12 protein-coding genes are annotated in these 14,008 nt (G+C 67.7%); 9 read left to right on the top strand and 3 right to left on the bottom strand.

Annotation, left to right across the window (positions count from 1 at the left end):
• Positions 1 to 203 precede the first annotated feature (203 nt).
• The gene (locus WS78_RS05930) at positions 204 to 1,523 is read left to right on the top strand and encodes a hypothetical protein (protein ID WP_059584172.1); all 1,320 of its coding nucleotides are present in this window, start codon (positions 204 to 206) and stop codon (positions 1,521 to 1,523) included.
• On the opposite strand, the gene WS78_RS05925 is transcribed toward WS78_RS05930, so the two are convergent.
• The 3 genes from WS78_RS05925 to WS78_RS05915 form a co-directional block, all read right to left on the bottom strand.
• Positions 1,500 to 2,189, bottom strand: a complete 690-nt coding sequence (locus tag WS78_RS05925; RefSeq protein ID WP_059584174.1) for a Crp/Fnr family transcriptional regulator — start codon at positions 2,187 to 2,189, stop codon at positions 1,500 to 1,502. The two genes, WS78_RS05930 and WS78_RS05925, sit on opposite strands and share 24 nt — an antisense overlap.
• Positions 2,190 to 2,200: 11 nt before the next feature.
• Complete coding sequence (hemN, locus tag WS78_RS05920) at positions 2,201 to 3,652, bottom strand: oxygen-independent coproporphyrinogen III oxidase (RefSeq protein WP_059584176.1); 1,452 nt, start codon at positions 3,650 to 3,652, stop codon at positions 2,201 to 2,203.
• A 148-nt stretch (positions 3,653 to 3,800) separates the two neighbouring features.
• Positions 3,801 to 5,735, bottom strand: coding sequence for a methyl-accepting chemotaxis protein (locus WS78_RS05915; protein ID WP_059584178.1), 1,935 nt, complete (start codon positions 5,733 to 5,735; stop codon positions 3,801 to 3,803).
• Here WS78_RS05915 and WS78_RS36965 point away from each other — a divergent pair.
• The 8 genes from WS78_RS36965 (at position 5,689) to sufT (ending at position 13,743) form a co-directional block, all read left to right on the top strand.
• A complete protein-coding gene (locus tag WS78_RS36965) occupies positions 5,689 to 5,949 on the top strand; it encodes a hypothetical protein (RefSeq protein ID WP_197419470.1) in 261 nt (86 codons plus the stop codon). The two genes, WS78_RS05915 and WS78_RS36965, sit on opposite strands and share 47 nt — an antisense overlap.
• 352 nt (positions 5,950 to 6,301) lie before the next feature.
• Positions 6,302 to 7,498, top strand: a complete 1,197-nt coding sequence (locus WS78_RS05905) for an NnrS family protein (RefSeq protein WP_059584180.1) — start codon at positions 6,302 to 6,304, stop codon at positions 7,496 to 7,498.
• A gap of 468 nt (positions 7,499 to 7,966) precedes the next feature.
• Positions 7,967 to 9,421 carry a Fe-S cluster assembly protein SufB gene (gene sufB, locus WS78_RS05900; protein WP_059584201.1) on the top strand — a complete coding sequence of 485 codons (1,455 nt, stop codon included), beginning with the start codon at positions 7,967 to 7,969 and terminating at the stop codon, positions 9,419 to 9,421.
• Between the two features lie 29 nt (positions 9,422 to 9,450).
• The gene (sufC, locus tag WS78_RS05895; RefSeq protein WP_059584182.1) at positions 9,451 to 10,221 is read left to right on the top strand and encodes a Fe-S cluster assembly ATPase SufC; all 771 of its coding nucleotides are present in this window, start codon (positions 9,451 to 9,453) and stop codon (positions 10,219 to 10,221) included.
• A 4-nt stretch (positions 10,222 to 10,225) separates the two neighbouring features.
• Positions 10,226 to 11,479 carry a SufD family Fe-S cluster assembly protein gene (locus WS78_RS05890; RefSeq protein ID WP_059584184.1) on the top strand — a complete coding sequence of 418 codons (1,254 nt, stop codon included), beginning with the start codon at positions 10,226 to 10,228 and terminating at the stop codon, positions 11,477 to 11,479.
• Positions 11,472 to 12,710: an aminotransferase class V-fold PLP-dependent enzyme gene (locus WS78_RS05885; RefSeq protein ID WP_059584187.1), complete on the top strand. Its 1,239-nt coding sequence runs from the start codon at positions 11,472 to 11,474 to the stop codon at positions 12,708 to 12,710. The genes WS78_RS05890 and WS78_RS05885 overlap by 8 nt, the downstream gene beginning before the upstream one ends.
• Entirely contained in the window at positions 12,707 to 13,198 is a 492-nt protein-coding gene (gene sufU / locus WS78_RS05880) for a Fe-S cluster assembly sulfur transfer protein SufU (protein WP_059584189.1), read from the top strand. The genes WS78_RS05885 and sufU overlap by 4 nt, the downstream gene beginning before the upstream one ends.
• Positions 13,195 to 13,743, top strand: coding sequence for a putative Fe-S cluster assembly protein SufT (gene sufT / locus WS78_RS05875; RefSeq protein WP_059584192.1), 549 nt, complete (start codon positions 13,195 to 13,197; stop codon positions 13,741 to 13,743). The genes sufU and sufT overlap by 4 nt, the downstream gene beginning before the upstream one ends.
• Positions 13,744 to 14,008 lie beyond the last annotated feature (265 nt).

Raw genomic sequence — 14,008 nt, 5'->3', positions numbered from 1 at the left:
GGTGCGTAAGTGTGCGGCCGAACCCGTTTCCGTCGCCTTAATCCGCGTCAAGGTCTCTGCCCGGGTCGACGACCAATCCGGGGTTATGATCAGAATACCGAAACATGGCTGCGGCGCGGCGCCGCGCCGTGCCATTGCGGCGGCGCCGAGCGCGCCCTTCGTGCGCATTCGCGACGCCTTTCTCAGCCGACATGCTTCCCGCCATGCAGCGCAAACTCGAACTCGACAATTCTCCCGCGCTGAGCGCGCCGCTGCGCTTTTTCGCAAGCGCGCCGCTCTTCGCGATCGCCGCGGCCGGCGTGCTGCTGTGGGCGGGACCGGACGCGTTCGCGTCGCGCTGGTCGCCGTATGCGCTCGCGCTCACGCACCTCGTCGCACTCGGCATGCTCGCGTCGACGATGATCGGCGCGATGATCCAGATCATGTCGGTCGCGGCGGGCATTCGGATTGCGTCGCCCGTCGCAAGCGCGACCGCGATCCACGCGTGCCTGGTGCTCGGCACGCTGCTGCTCGCGGCCGCGTTCGCGTGCCGGGCCCCCGCGCTGTTCGCCCCTGCCGCGCTGCTGCTCGGCGCCGCGTTCCTGGGGTTCCTGCTCGTCTGCGCGATCGGCTTCGCGCGGCACCGGCGACGCATGCCCGCCGGCGCCGCGAGCGTGCTGCGCACCGTGCGCATCGCGCTGCTCGCGCTTGCGGCCACCGTCGCGCTCGGCACATCGCTTGCGTTCGCGCTCGGCGGGCATCTACCCTTCTTCTCGATCGATCTCGTCGATCTGCACGCGGCCTGGGGGCTGGCCGGATGGGTCGGGCTACTGACGATCGGCATCTCATTTCAGTTGATTCCGATGTTTCAGGCCACCGAGCCCTATCCGCGCATCGTCACGCGCTGGCTGGGTCCATGCGTGTTCGCTTGGCTCGTTGCGGCGTCGATCGTCGCCGTCGGATCGGCCGGCCGCTTCGGTTTCGTGGCCGGCGTGATTCGCGTCGCGCTATACGTGACATACGCGGCGTACGCCACGCTCACGTTTTACCTGCTGTGGACCCGCAAGCGCCCCGAAGCCGACACCACGACGCTATTCTGGCGCACCGCGACAGCGAGCGTCGCAGGCGCGAGCGTGCTCTGGATCGTGAACGCAAGCGTCGGCGGCCGCGACGTTGCAATCACGACGGGCGTGTTGCTGACGATCGGCGGCGCATGGTCGGCGATCAACGGCATGCTCTACAAGATCATTCCGTTCCTGCTGTGGTATCACGCGCAAAAGGCGAGCGACACGGCGATCCCCGCCATGCCGAAGGTCAAGGACATGCTGCCGGAGCGCATCGCCCGCAGGCAGTTCTTCGCGCATGTCGCCGCCTTGCTGCTGCTCGTCGCCGCGAGCGTCGCGCCGGGCGCATTCGCGCGGCCGGCCGCCGTCGCGCTCGGCGTGTCGGCAGGCTGGCTCGCCGTCAACATGCTCGGCGCATGGCGGCGCTACGCACAGGTCAAGCGACGCGTCGCGTCGTCAGTACTGCATCTCGGAGCGTAGCCGATCGACGTCGGGGATGAAGATGTCGCGGCCGTTGACGACGACAAGCTCGCGCATGCAGAGATCGCGCAGCACGCGCGAGAAGTGCTCGGGCGTGAGATTCAGCCGCGACGCGATCGCCTTCTTGCCCGTCTCGAGCCGGATCTGCAGGCCGGATTCCGCGGGTGCGTCGTTCTGCTCGAGCAGATAGCTGATCACGCGCTGCGTGCCCGAGCGCAGCGAATACGTCTCGACGTCGACGACGAGCTGATGCAGCCGCATGCTGAGGCTCGCGAGCATCCTGCGCGCGAACGCCGGGTTGTGATCGAGCTCGTCGGTCACGGCGGCCTTCGTCACGTGCAGGAGTAGCGCGTCGGAGAGCGTCTTCGCCGTCACCGCGTACGGCTTGTCCATGAACATCACCGCTTCGCCGAAGCTGTCTCCCGGCCCGAGCAGACGCACGATCTTCTCGATGCCGAGCGGCGAAAACGAGCTCAGCTTGATCTGCCCGTAGACGATCATATGAAAGCCGCCGCACGGGTCACCGCGGCTGAACACTGTCTGCCCGCGCGACACCTGCGCGCGCATCGTGCCCCGCGCGAGATTGTCGAGCTCGCCGCGCGAAAGCCCGCTGAAGAGCGGCAACCGTGCAAGGAAGTCCTGCACCGGGATCTTGCTTTCTTTCATCACGCCACCTTCTAGATCAGCTTCGAATAGGACGCAGCGGCCGGCCGGCCGAGATAGCCGTCGAACACCATGCCGATCGCGCGCACGAACATGCGCCCCTTCGGCGTAACGGCGATCCGGTCCGCTTCGATCGCCAGCAGGCCGGCGTCGCGATAGGGCTCGAGCCGCGCCAGCTCGGGCGCGAAATACTGCGTGAAATCGATGCCGTGCCTGCGGCCGATCGCCGCGAAATCGACGGGCGTGCTGCACATCACCGTCATGATGACTTCGCGCCGCAGCAGATCGTCGGGCGTCAGCGCGAAGCCGCGCTCGATCGGCAGGCGTCCCGCGTCGAGATGGCGGTAATACGTCTTCAGCGAGCGCGTGGACTGGCTGTACGACGCGCCGACCTTGCCGATCGCGGAAACGCCGAAGCCGATCAGGTCGCATTCGGCCTGCGTCGTGTAGCCCTGGAAATTGCGATGGAGGCTGCCCTCGCGCAATGCGTTGCTAAGCTCGTCGCCGGGTTTCGCGAAGTGATCGAGCCCGATGTACACGTATCCGGCGTCGAGCAGCCGTTGCGTCGATTCGATGAAGATGCTCAGCCGGTCTTCGGCGGGCGGCAGCTCCGATTCGACGATCAGGCGCTGCGCCTTGAAACGGCTCGGCAGATGCGCGTAGTTGTACACCGCGATGCGATCGGGCGACAGCCGGATCACCTCGTCGAGCGTGCGCGCGAAACTCGCGGGCGTCTGCCGCGGCAACCCGTAAATCAGGTCGATGTTGACCGATTCGAAGCCGGCCTCGCGGCTCGCGGCGAGCGCGCGCTCGACCATCGGCAGCGGCTGGACCCGGTGCACCGCCTCCTGGACGGACGGGTCGAAATCCTGAACGCCGAAGCTCGTCCGGTTGAAGCCGAGCGACGCGAGCGACTGCAGCGTCCGCTCATTGACCGTGCGCGGATCGATCTCGACGCCGAGCTCCGCTTGCGGCGCGAATTCGAAGTGGCCGCGCAGCGCGCGCATCAGGCGCGCGAGCTCGTCGGTCGCGAAGAACGTCGGCGTGCCGCCGCCGAGATGCAACTGCGTCGTCAGGCGATCGCGGCCGAGATGCCGAGCGACGAGGTCCATCTCGCGGATCAGATAGTCGACGTACGCGTTCGTCCGGCTATGGTCCTGCGTGATGATCTTGTTGCACGCGCAGAAGTAACAGAGCGATTCGCAAAACGGCAGGTGCAGATAGACGGACAGCGGCGGATTGCGCTCGGCCGTCGCGCGTCGCGACAGATATTCGCGGTAGGCGTCTTCGTCGAATGCGTCGGAGAACCGGTCGGCCGTCGGGTACGACGTATAGCGCGGCCCCTGGCGGTCGAAGCGCCGGATCAGCGCTTCGGAGATCTGAACGTCCGCGAACGCGGGCGCGGCGTGTTGGGGAGCGGGCGCGGCGGTATCCGCGCCTTCGTTCGTATGCTTCGTGATGTCCATCTGCTTATACCCTGGCATGCCGCGCAAAATGCCGGCGTTTCATTGTCGGGCGTGCAGTGCGAACGGACTTGATGCAAGTCAACCTCCGACGTCGCGCACGTGCCGCTCGCGGCGCGGCGCGCGTATACGCTGAAGGGCTGTTCGCCCGCTACGCGAGCACGAAGCGCCCGACGAGTTGTCCCATGTGCTCGGCCTGCTCGCGCAGCGACGCGCTCGCCGCCGCCGATTCCTCGACGAGCGCCGCGTTACGCTGCGTCACTTCGTCCATCTGCGTGATCGCCGCGTTGACCTGTTCGATCCCTTCGCTTTGCTGCTCGGATGCCTTCGCGATTTCGCTCACGACGGTATCCACGCTGCGAATCGATGCGTTCACGCTGCGAATCGCGTCGTCCGCGCGCCTGAACAGCGACGAGCCGTCGGTCACGTGCCGGATCGATTCGTGAATCAGTTCCTTCACGTCCTTCGCGGCGCTCGCGCTGCGATGCGCGAGCGCGCGCACTTCGCCCGCGACCACCGCGAACCCCTTGCCCTGCTCGCCCGCTCGCGCCGCCTCGACGGCCGCGTTCAGCGCGAGGATGTTGGTCTGGAACGCAATGCCCTCGATCACCGACACGATGTCCGCCATCTTGTTCGAGCTGTCGTGGATCTGCGTCATCAGCGACACCGCATGCCCCACGATCCGGCCTGTGTCGGCCGCGCGCTCGGACGCCTGCGCGCTCAGCGTGCTCGCGTGCGAAGCGTTCGATGCGTTGTGGCGCACCGTCGACGTCAGTTCCTCCATGCTCGCCGCCGTTTCCTCGAGCGACGCCGCCTGCGTTTCGGTGCGGCCCGACAGATCGAGATTGCCGGCCGCGATCTGCTGGCTGCCGACCATCACCGAATCGGCGACGCGCCGCGTCTCGGTCAGCGTCTGCGCCCATACGTCGAGCAGCGCGTTGAAGCCGCGCTTGATGAACGCGAACTCGTCCTTGCCGCTCACCGCGAGGCGCCGGCGCAGATCTCCGTCGCCCACCGCATGCATGCAGGAAGACAATTGCGCGACGTTGTCGTGCGTCGACATCGCGAACGCGACGAACAGATAGAGCGCGCACGCGACGAGCGCGACGCTCAGCGTCATGATCGCGGTCACCTTCATCTGCTCGGCGTGCGCGCGCGCCGCGAGCCGCTCGCGCAACTGCTGCGCGAGCGCGCCATGCGCGCGGTACAGCGCGTCGATCGCATCGCTGCCTTGGCCGAAGTACGTCTTCGCGTCGATCGACGCATCGCCACCCGCGAGCGAGGCCACCGTGCGCTGAAATGCCGCGACCGCGCCGAGATCGATGCCGCCCGGCGTCTGCGCGCCGCCGCCGGCGCCGCGCGTGCCGTTCACGCGTTCGAGGTGATGCCGAATCACGTTCATCTGCTCGGCCAAGCCGCTCGCGCGCACCGCGAGCTCGCGCTTGTCGGCGTCGCCGAGCGCGCCGCTGCTCAGCGCGGCCGAGCCCTTGCCGCGCAACACGCCGACGGTCTCGGCCGTACCCGGCAGCACGAACAGCACCGAGTCGATCAGGTGATAGTTCGATGCGTCCGGATCGACACCGAGCTGCGAGGCGACCGCCAGATCCTTCTCGAACAGAAAGATCGAATGGATGACGTCGGTGTGCGAATCGAACAGCGCCGCGGCGGATGTGCCGAGCCCGCCCGTCGCCGCCTTCGCGTACTGGCTCGCGAGCGCGTCGACCGGCGCAACGACATCGAATCGGCCGGTGTCGCGCACCTGCTGCTTCAATGCCGCGACGAGACGCTCCGCGCTCGCGCTCGCCGCGTCGAATTTCCCGCGCATCGCTTCGTTGCCCGCGAGCACCGAAGCGCCCGCGCCGCGCCGCACCTGCACGGCCTTCAACAGATCCTGCGTCGTTTCGAGGATCGAGATGCCGTCGCGCTCGCTTTGCGTCGTCGCATAGGCATGCAACGCGACGGCGAGCGTCGCGTAGAGCGCCGCAACGAGCGGCACGATGAACAGCGCGGCGAGAATCGCGAGCTTCCTGGGCAACTTCATGCGCGCCATCAAGCGCATTCCAGGTCCAAATATTTGCTTGCTCATTCCTGCCCCTTTTCGATGTGATGAGACGACCGTTTCGGCCTCGTTTCCGCCGTATACGGATCGTTCGACCCGACACTTAAGCGAACTTAAGCAAAATCAATCGTCAGACATCGCCATCAAAATCTTCGCCACATCGCCCAAATTGCGCGAGCTGCACGTATTGCGCACATCGACGCAGCCGTTTGCGCAATACGTGCAGCTCGCGCACGCATGATTCGACGTTCGCGCACGCTGCGTCATTTGTACGCATCGAACGCGGCGCCTCCGAATTCGTGCGTCGCTGTGCCGCATGCTCGGCAACGCTCGGCTTTCCTGAACATTTCCTGACGCAGATCAAAATCACGCCCGATGACGGATACCCGCAACGCGTTCGATCAAGAATCTCCGTACGCGCGCGACGCATCATCCATGCGGGAGCACCGCGCCACGCGGCCGTTCGTCGGTGGACCGGCCGGCTCGTTCGCCGCCGCCGCGGCATCGCGACCCGCGGTCGCGCACGAGCGTTGGACCCGCATCGATTCACGCATTAAGATACATAATGTATGCATCTTAACAGGAGAGCCAACGTGAAGATCCCGCTCGCGACCCATCAACCTTCTCGGCAGCCCACCGGCCTGCCGGTGCTGCGGCTCGGGTTCAGGCCGTTTTATCTCGGCGGCGCTTATTTCGGGATCGTGTCGATCGCGCTCTGGCTCGCGTCGCTGCACGGGTTTCCAGTGGCCGGCCGGTCGCCCGCGATGAGCGGCCTTGCGTGGCATGTCCACGAGATGGTGTTCGGGTTCTCGGCCGCGATCGTCGTCGGCTTTCTGCTGACGGCGATCCGAGCATGGACCTCGCGCGATACGCCGCACGGCGCGCAGCTCGCCGCCCTTTGGCTGCTATGGGCGGCGGGACGCCTGCTCGTCTGGGCGGGCCCCGAACCGCTCGCCGCCGCCGTCGACTCCGCGTTCCTGCCGATCACCGCGCTCATCCTGCTGCGCGTGCTGCTCGCCGCACGCAACCATCGCAACGTGTTCCTGACTGTCGCGCTCTTTCTGCTCGGCGCGCTCAACGCGCTCTTTCACTGGTGGGCCACCCACGGACGCCTCGATCTCGCGCTGCAAGCCGCGTATTCGGCCATCGGTCTCGTGTTGCTGTTCGTCGTCGTGATTGCCGGCCGCATCGTGCCGACGTTCACGATGAACGCGATTCCCGGGTTCGCGGTCAAGCGCTGGAAATTCGTCGAGACGCTCGCCGCGCCGGTCACCGTGCTCGCGCTCTGCGCGGATGCGATTGCGCTGCCCGGCGCGCTCGTCGCCGCCGTCGCGTTCGCGGCGGCCGCGCTGCACGCGACGCGCATCGTCGGCTGGCGCTCGTGGCGCGTCGGCGCGCGGCCGATCCTGTGGATCTTGCACGTCGCGTATGCGTGGGTGCCGCTCGGCTTCGCGATGCTCGCGCTCGCCGCGCTCGACGTCGCGCCGCACTCGCTCGCGATTCACGCGCTGACGGTCGGCGTAATCGGCTGCGCGATCGTTGCGATGATCACGCGCACCGCGCTCGGCCATACCGGCCGGCCGCTGCGTGCGGGACCGAACGAAATCGCATGCTATTGGCTGCTGATCGCCGCGACGCTCGTGCGCGTGTTCGGGCCCTGGGTCGCGCCCGACATGACGAGCGTCTGGATCGATGCGGCGGGCGCGTGCTGGGTGGCGGCGTTCGCCGTCTATGCAATGCGCTACACGGGCTACCTGACTTCGCCGCGCATCGACGGCAAGGCGGGCTGAACCGGACGCGCGTCACCGTTGGGTTCGCGGCGCACGTGAGACGCGGGCAAGACTGCACGTTTTCGGAAAATACCGCGACGACCGCCGCGTCGCGCCTCGACAGATCATCGCGGAACGCGTGCCCGGATCGAGACGGACTCCGAAATACTTTTTCGCTATCCGCTTGCATCGCGGCATCCGGCGAATCGCCTCGTCACTCGAACGCGTATTTCGTTGCTTGCCATCGCGCGCCGCACCATCACATCGGCTCGGCTCGCGGCACGCGCGGACACGCCGCTGCCTTCGCGTTCGCGCGCACAGCTCGCAAAGACACGACTCGAAGCAGGGTCTCCGTGCCTTCGCTTGCGGCCCGCCAAATAGATGCATACCATGTACAACAATTAGGATGATCGACCGATCGCGAGTCGCGCGATGCGCAGCGCTTCGCATCGCACCGTCGTGACCGCCCTGCTCCACACGGATTCGCCCATGCTCAACGTCGCCCCACCCACGCCGCTCGCCCGAGCGCTCGAACAACCCTACCGGCAAGGATTCGTGACCGACATCGAATCCGATGCGCTGCCGCCCGGCCTCGACGAAAACGTCGTTCGCGAGATTTCGCGCCGCAAGCGCGAGCCGGCGTTCCTGCTGGAGTGGCGGCTCGCCGCATTCGAGCGCTGGCTCGCGATGACGCCGCCCGACTGGGGCAAGCTGCGCATCGCGCCGATCGATTTCCAGGCGCAGTCGTACTATTCGGCGCCGAAATCGCTGAAAGACCGGCTGAAGAGCCTCGACGACGTCGATCCGAAGCTGCTCGAGACTTACGAGAAGCTCAACGTGCCGCTGCACGAGCGCGCCCGGCTCGCCGGCGTCGCGGTCGACGCGGTGTTCGATTCCGTGTCGGTCGGCACGACCTTTCGCGAACAGCTCGCCGAAGCGGGCGTGATTTTCTGCTCGTTCTCGCATGCGGTCGAACACCATCCGGAGCTGATCGAGCGCTATCTCGGCACCGTCGTGCCGCCCGCCGACAACTTCTACGCGGCGCTGAATTCGGCCGTGTTCTCCGACGGCTCGTTCGTCTATGTGCCGCAGGGCGTGCGCTGCCCGATGGAGCTGTCGTCGTACTTCCGGATCAATGCGCGGAACACCGGTCAGTTCGAGCGAACGTTGATCATCGCCGAGCCCGGCAGCCACGTCAGCTATCTCGAAGGCTGCACCGCGCCTCAGCGCGACGAGCATCAACTGCACGCGGCCGTCGTCGAACTCGTCGCGCACGACGACGCGTCCATCAAATATTCGACCGTGCAGAACTGGTATCCGGGCGACGCGAACGGCGTCGGCGGCATCTACAACTTCGTGACGAAGCGCGGGCTGTGTGCGGGCGCGCGCTCGCGCATCGCGTGGACGCAGATCGAAACCGGGTCCGCGATCACGTGGAAATATCCAAGCGTCGTGCTGCGCGGAGACGAATCGAGCGGCGAATTCCATTCGATCGCCGTGTCGAATCACTGCCAGCAGGCCGACACCGGCACGAAGATGATCCATCTCGGCCGCAATACGCGCAGCCGAATCGTGTCGAAGGGCATCAGCGCCGGCCGCGCGCAGAACAGCTACCGCGGCCTCGTGCGCGTGGCGCGCACGGCCGAAGGCGCACGCAATCACACGCAGTGCGATTCGCTGCTGATCGGACCGCAGTGCGGCGCGCACACGTTCCCGTACGTCGAGAGCGCGCGCGGCGACGCCGTCGTCGAGCACGAAGCGACGACGACGCGCATCTCCGAAGACCGTCTCTTCTATTGCCAGCAACGCGGCATCGATCCGCAGGAGGCCACGGCGCTCATCGTCGGCGGTTTCTGTCAGGCCGTGCTCGAAGCGCTGCCGATGGAATTCGCGCTCGAAGCGAAAGCGCTGCTCGCGGTATCGCTCGAAGGCGCCGTCGGCTGATCCCACACATGAAGAACCGAGGAACCACCATGAATCGATCCGAACCCTTGCTGCAGGTATTCGATCTGAGCGTCGACGTCGCGGAGCGCCGCGTGCTGGAGTCGGTGTCGCTTACCGTGCCGGCGGGCGCGCTCGTCGTGCTGATGGGCGCGAACGGCAGCGGCAAGAGCACGCTCGGCATGACGCTCGCGGGCCACCCGGCCTATCGCGTCGCGCGCGGCCACGTGCGCTTCGACGGGCATGACCTGCTCGCGATGACGGTGCAGCAGCGCGCGCGCGCCGGCCTGTTCCTGTCGTTCCAGGCGCCGCCCGATATTCCCGGCGTGAAGAACAATCTCTTCGTGCGCACCGCGCTCAATGCGGTGCGCGAAGCGCGCGGCGACACGGCGCTCGACGCCGTCGATTTTCTCGGCGACGCGCGCGCGGCCGCTACGCGCGTCGGCCTGTCCGATTCGATGCTCAACCGTTCGATGAACGAAGGTTTCTCGGGCGGCGAGCGCAAGCGCAACGAGCTGCTGCAACTCGCGCTGCTGCGCCCTCGGCTCGCGATGCTCGACGAGATCGACTCGGGCATGGACGTCGACGGCGTGCGCGCGGCGATCGACCTGATCGGCCGGCTGCGTGAGCAAGGCACCGCGTTCGTGATCGTGTCGCATTACCTGCAGATGATCGAATCGCTCGCGCCCGATACCGTGTTGCTGCTCGATCGCGGGCGCATCGTCGAATCCGGCGATCTCGGTCTGGCGCGGGATATCGCGGCGAAGGGCTTCGTTCGCACGAACGCACTCGCGGAGGCCTGACGCGATGACGACCACCGACACCGAACGGATCGCCGCGCGAGCGCGGCTCTCTGAACGCGGCTGGGTCCCGCGCCGCGCCGAATCGTTTCGCCATCTTCCGCCGCCCGCCGCCGACGCCTGGCTCGGCGACGACGCTCGCCGCACGCGATCGGCCGCGCCGAGCGCGCCGGCGCGCGCCGGCTGGCTGCTTGCGCCCGTCGGCTCCGGCTCGCTCGGGCATGTCGACGCACGCCGGCTGGGCACGGCCGATCCCGCCGAGCGCGCCGCATTGTTCGCGGATCTGCCGACGTCCGGCGAAGGCGACGCCGCGCCGTTCTTCTGGGCACATCGCGCGCTGTGCGAATCCGGCCTGCGTCTGCGCATCGGCAGCGGTTCGGCGCAATGCCCGCCCGTGATGCTTCAGTTGCGGTTGCAGCCGCACGCGAGCGTCGAAGCGCCGCTCGTCGTGATCGACGTGATGCCCGGCGCGCGCTGCGTGCTGATCGAATCGCACGGGCACGAAGCCGCGGGCCGCAACGGCCCGATCACGCAGAACCTGCGGGCGCATATCCGGCTCGGCGCCGGCGCGTCGCTCTATCATTTGCGCGTCGCGACGCCTCGCGCGCTCGACCGCATCGCGCATCACGTGCACGTGCAGCTCGAGTGCGGCGCGCAATATCGGCAATCGCTGCTCGCGGCGGGCAGCGAGTACCACCTGCAACGCACGGTGCTCGATCTGCGCGGCGAGCATGCGCTCGCCCGCGCCTCCGGCGTGCTGTTCGCATCCGCGCACGCGAAGCTCGAACAGCAGATGCGCGCAACGCACGCGGCGCCGCGCACGAAGAGCGCGATCGATTCGCTCGCGCTCGCGAGCGGCAACGCGCAGATCGTCGCAAACGCGTTCTCGTCGATTGCGGCGGGCGCATCGGGTGCCGATCTCCGGCAGCGCCTGAGCGGCATTCCGACGAGCGGCGAACCGCGCGTCGTGCTGCGGCCGCATCTCGAGATCCATCACGACGACGTGCAGGCGGCGCACGGCGCGACGTGGGGCGCATTGCCCGAAGACGCGCTCTTCTACGCATGCCAGCGCGGCCTCGATCGACGCGATGCGCGGGCGTTGATCATCGCGGGCATGGCGCGCTCGGCGCTCGCGCGCGGCATCGACGCGCCCGGCATGCTGGAGACGCTCGGCGGCGATACGCTCGTCGCACGCGAGGTCGAGCGGCATCTGGCCGAACAGGCGGAAACAACGGCGGCAACGGAGGTTCGCCATGGGTGACATGCTGCGCTCGGCGACGATGGTGAACGCGTTTCCCGCACTCGCGCAGCGCGTCAACGGCGCGCCGCTCGCCTATCTCGACAACGCGGCGACGACGCACATGCCACGGCCCGTTCTCGACGCGATGCGCCGCTTCGACGAGCGCGATCGCGCCAACATTCACCGCGGCGTCCACACGCTGAGCCAGCGCGCGACCGACGCCTACGAGCGGGCGCGCGACACGCTGACGCGTTTCGTCGGCGGGCGCGCCGATCATCTGCTCGTCTTCACGTCGGGCGCGACCGACGCGCTGAATCTCGTCGCGCACGGCCTGTCGCTCGCGGGCCATACGCGGGCCGTGCTGCAGGAAGGCGACGAGATCGTCGTCAGCGCTCTCGAGCATCATGCGAATCTCGTGCCGTGGCAGATGGCCGCGCGCCGCTGCGGCGCGCGGCTGCGAATCCTGCCCCCGGACCCTGAGGGCCGCCTGCACGTGAAGGATCTCGAACGATTGCTGACGCCGCGCACGCGCGTGTTCTCGGTCACGGCCTGCTCGAACGCGACCGGCGAGCGGCCGCCCTACGAAGCGCTGCTCGCCGCCGCGCACGCGGCAGGCGCGCTGACGGTGCTCGACGCCGCGCAGGCAATGAGTCACGAAGTGCCGGACCTGTCGACGCTCGCGTGCGACTTCGCCGCATTTTCCGGCCACAAGATGTACGGGCCGATGGGCACCGGCGCGCTCGTCGGCCGCCGGGAGGCGCTCGATCGGCTCGTGCCGCTGCGCTTCGGCGGCGACATGGTGAGCTGGGTCGGCGAAACCGACGCGACGTTCGACGCATTGCCCGCGAGGCTCGAAGGCGGCACGCCGAACGTCGCGGGCGCGATCGGAATGGCGGCCGCCGCCGACTATATCGACGAAATCGGCCGAGAGGCGATCGACGCTCACGTGCGCGCGCTGCGCGACCACGCGGCAGCGGGCCTCGCGGCGCTCGACGGCGTGACCGTGCTCGCCGCGCACACGTCGTCGGCGATCGTGTCGTTCGTCGCCGACGGCGCGCATCCGCACGACATCGGCACGTTGCTCGACGAGCGCGGCGTCGCGTTGCGCACGGGCTATCACTGCGCGCAGCCGCTCCTCGAGCGGCTCGGCTGCGGGCCGACGACACGCGCATCGTTTGCGCTGTACAACACGCACGACGAGGTCGAACGACTCGTGGCCGGCGTCGCGCATGCACTCGAGGTATTGCGATGAATTCGACACTCTCCCTCGCTGCGCCCGCCGACGCGCGAAACACGCTCTATCAGGAACTCGTGGTCGAGCACAAGCGCGCGCCGCGTCACTTCGGCAAGCTCGTCGATCCGACGCACGAGGCGCGTGGGCACAATCCGCAATGCGGCGACGATCTGAAGGTGCAGTTGCGCATCGAAGGCGGCCGGATCGGCGACATCCGCTTCGAAGGCCACGGCTGCGCGATCTGCATCGCGTCCGCGTCGATGATGACCGAGGCCGTGATCGGCCGCGACGTCGAAGCCGCACGGCAGCTCCAGCAGCGATTCCGCGCGGTGCTCACCGGCCAGGCCGAGCACGACGAGGCCCATCTCGGCAAGCTCGCGAGCCTCGTCGCCGTGCAGCGCTATCCCAGCCGGATCAAATGCGCGCTGCTCGGTTGGCACGCGCTCGCACACGCGCTCGACACACACGCGACCGATGCGTCCGAACACGAGGCGCACGCATCATGAGACATCCGAAAGAAACGGTCGTCCTGCAACGGCCGGTTGCCGTCGAATGCGTGCCGTCCGGCGCGCCGCTCGACCTGCCCGCGGGCACGATCGCCGACGTCACGCAGGCGCTCGGCACGAACTTCACGCTCGTCGTCGGCGGCCAAATGGTGCGGCTGCGCGGCGCGGATGCGGACGCGATCGGCCGGCCACCGCCCGACGAGATCGAAGCGCCGGACGGCCCCGTCTCGCACGACGAGGCGCAAGCGTTCGTCTGGCGGACCCTGAAGACCTGTTACGACCCGGAGATTCCAGTCGACATCGTCGAGCTCGGCCTCATCTACGCCTGCATGATCGAGCCCGCCGAGCACGATCGCTTGAAGGTATCGATCAGGATGACGCTGACCGCGCCCGGCTGCGGAATGGGAGAAGCGCTCGCCGACGAAGTCGCCGACAAGGTGCTCGCGCTGCCGTTCGTCGGCGAGGTCAACGTGGACATGGTGTTCGATCCGCCGTGGGATCGGTCGCGGATGTCGGAGACGGCGATGCTCGCGCTCGGTCTTTGAAGAAACGGCGCTGCGACGCGGCGAAGCATGAGCCGTCAAAGCCGGCCGAAAGCGCCGTGACGCCCGCGCTTGCGGGCGCTTCCTTTCGCGGACGCTGTCCGCGCCGACGTAACGCGGCGCGACATGACGCGACGCGCCGAACATCCGTGCGAACATCCGTGCGGACATCCGGCGAACGACGCCCGCCGCGCATTCCCGCCCGCCGCCGTTCATGCGGAGCGACGCGACGCCAAGCGCGGACACCGCGCCATGTTGCGTCGCGCCG

It is taken from the genome of Burkholderia savannae, from assembly GCF_001524445.2.
Classification (GTDB): Bacteria; Pseudomonadota; Gammaproteobacteria; order Burkholderiales; family Burkholderiaceae; genus Burkholderia; species Burkholderia savannae.
Note: the sequence above shows the minus strand (reverse complement) of the source record. Positions and strands in the feature narration are given on the sequence as shown.

What these genes read in the sequence shown, in the direction of transcription:
- WS78_RS05930 (WP_059584172.1), top strand. Translation starts at nt 204, where the DNA reads ATGCAGCGCAAACTCGAACTCGACAATTCTCCCGCGCTGAGCGCGCCG.
- WS78_RS05925 (WP_059584174.1), bottom strand. Translation starts at nt 2,189, where the DNA reads ATGAAAGAAAGCAAGATCCCGGTGCAGGACTTCCTTGCACGGTTGCCG.
- hemN (WP_059584176.1), bottom strand. Translation starts at nt 3,652, where the DNA reads ATGGACATCACGAAGCATACGAACGAAGGCGCGGATACCGCCGCGCCC.
- WS78_RS36965 (WP_197419470.1), top strand. Translation starts at nt 5,689, where the DNA reads ATGCGCGCCATCAAGCGCATTCCAGGTCCAAATATTTGCTTGCTCATT.
- WS78_RS05915 (WP_059584178.1), bottom strand. Translation starts at nt 5,735, where the DNA reads ATGAGCAAGCAAATATTTGGACCTGGAATGCGCTTGATGGCGCGCATG.
- sufB (WP_059584201.1), top strand. Translation starts at nt 7,967, where the DNA reads ATGCTCAACGTCGCCCCACCCACGCCGCTCGCCCGAGCGCTCGAACAA.
- sufC (WP_059584182.1), top strand. Translation starts at nt 9,451, where the DNA reads ATGAATCGATCCGAACCCTTGCTGCAGGTATTCGATCTGAGCGTCGAC.
- WS78_RS05890 (WP_059584184.1), top strand. Translation starts at nt 10,226, where the DNA reads ATGACGACCACCGACACCGAACGGATCGCCGCGCGAGCGCGGCTCTCT.
- WS78_RS05885 (WP_059584187.1), top strand. Translation starts at nt 11,472, where the DNA reads ATGGGTGACATGCTGCGCTCGGCGACGATGGTGAACGCGTTTCCCGCA.
- sufU (WP_059584189.1), top strand. Translation starts at nt 12,707, where the DNA reads ATGAATTCGACACTCTCCCTCGCTGCGCCCGCCGACGCGCGAAACACG.
- sufT (WP_059584192.1), top strand. Translation starts at nt 13,195, where the DNA reads ATGAGACATCCGAAAGAAACGGTCGTCCTGCAACGGCCGGTTGCCGTC.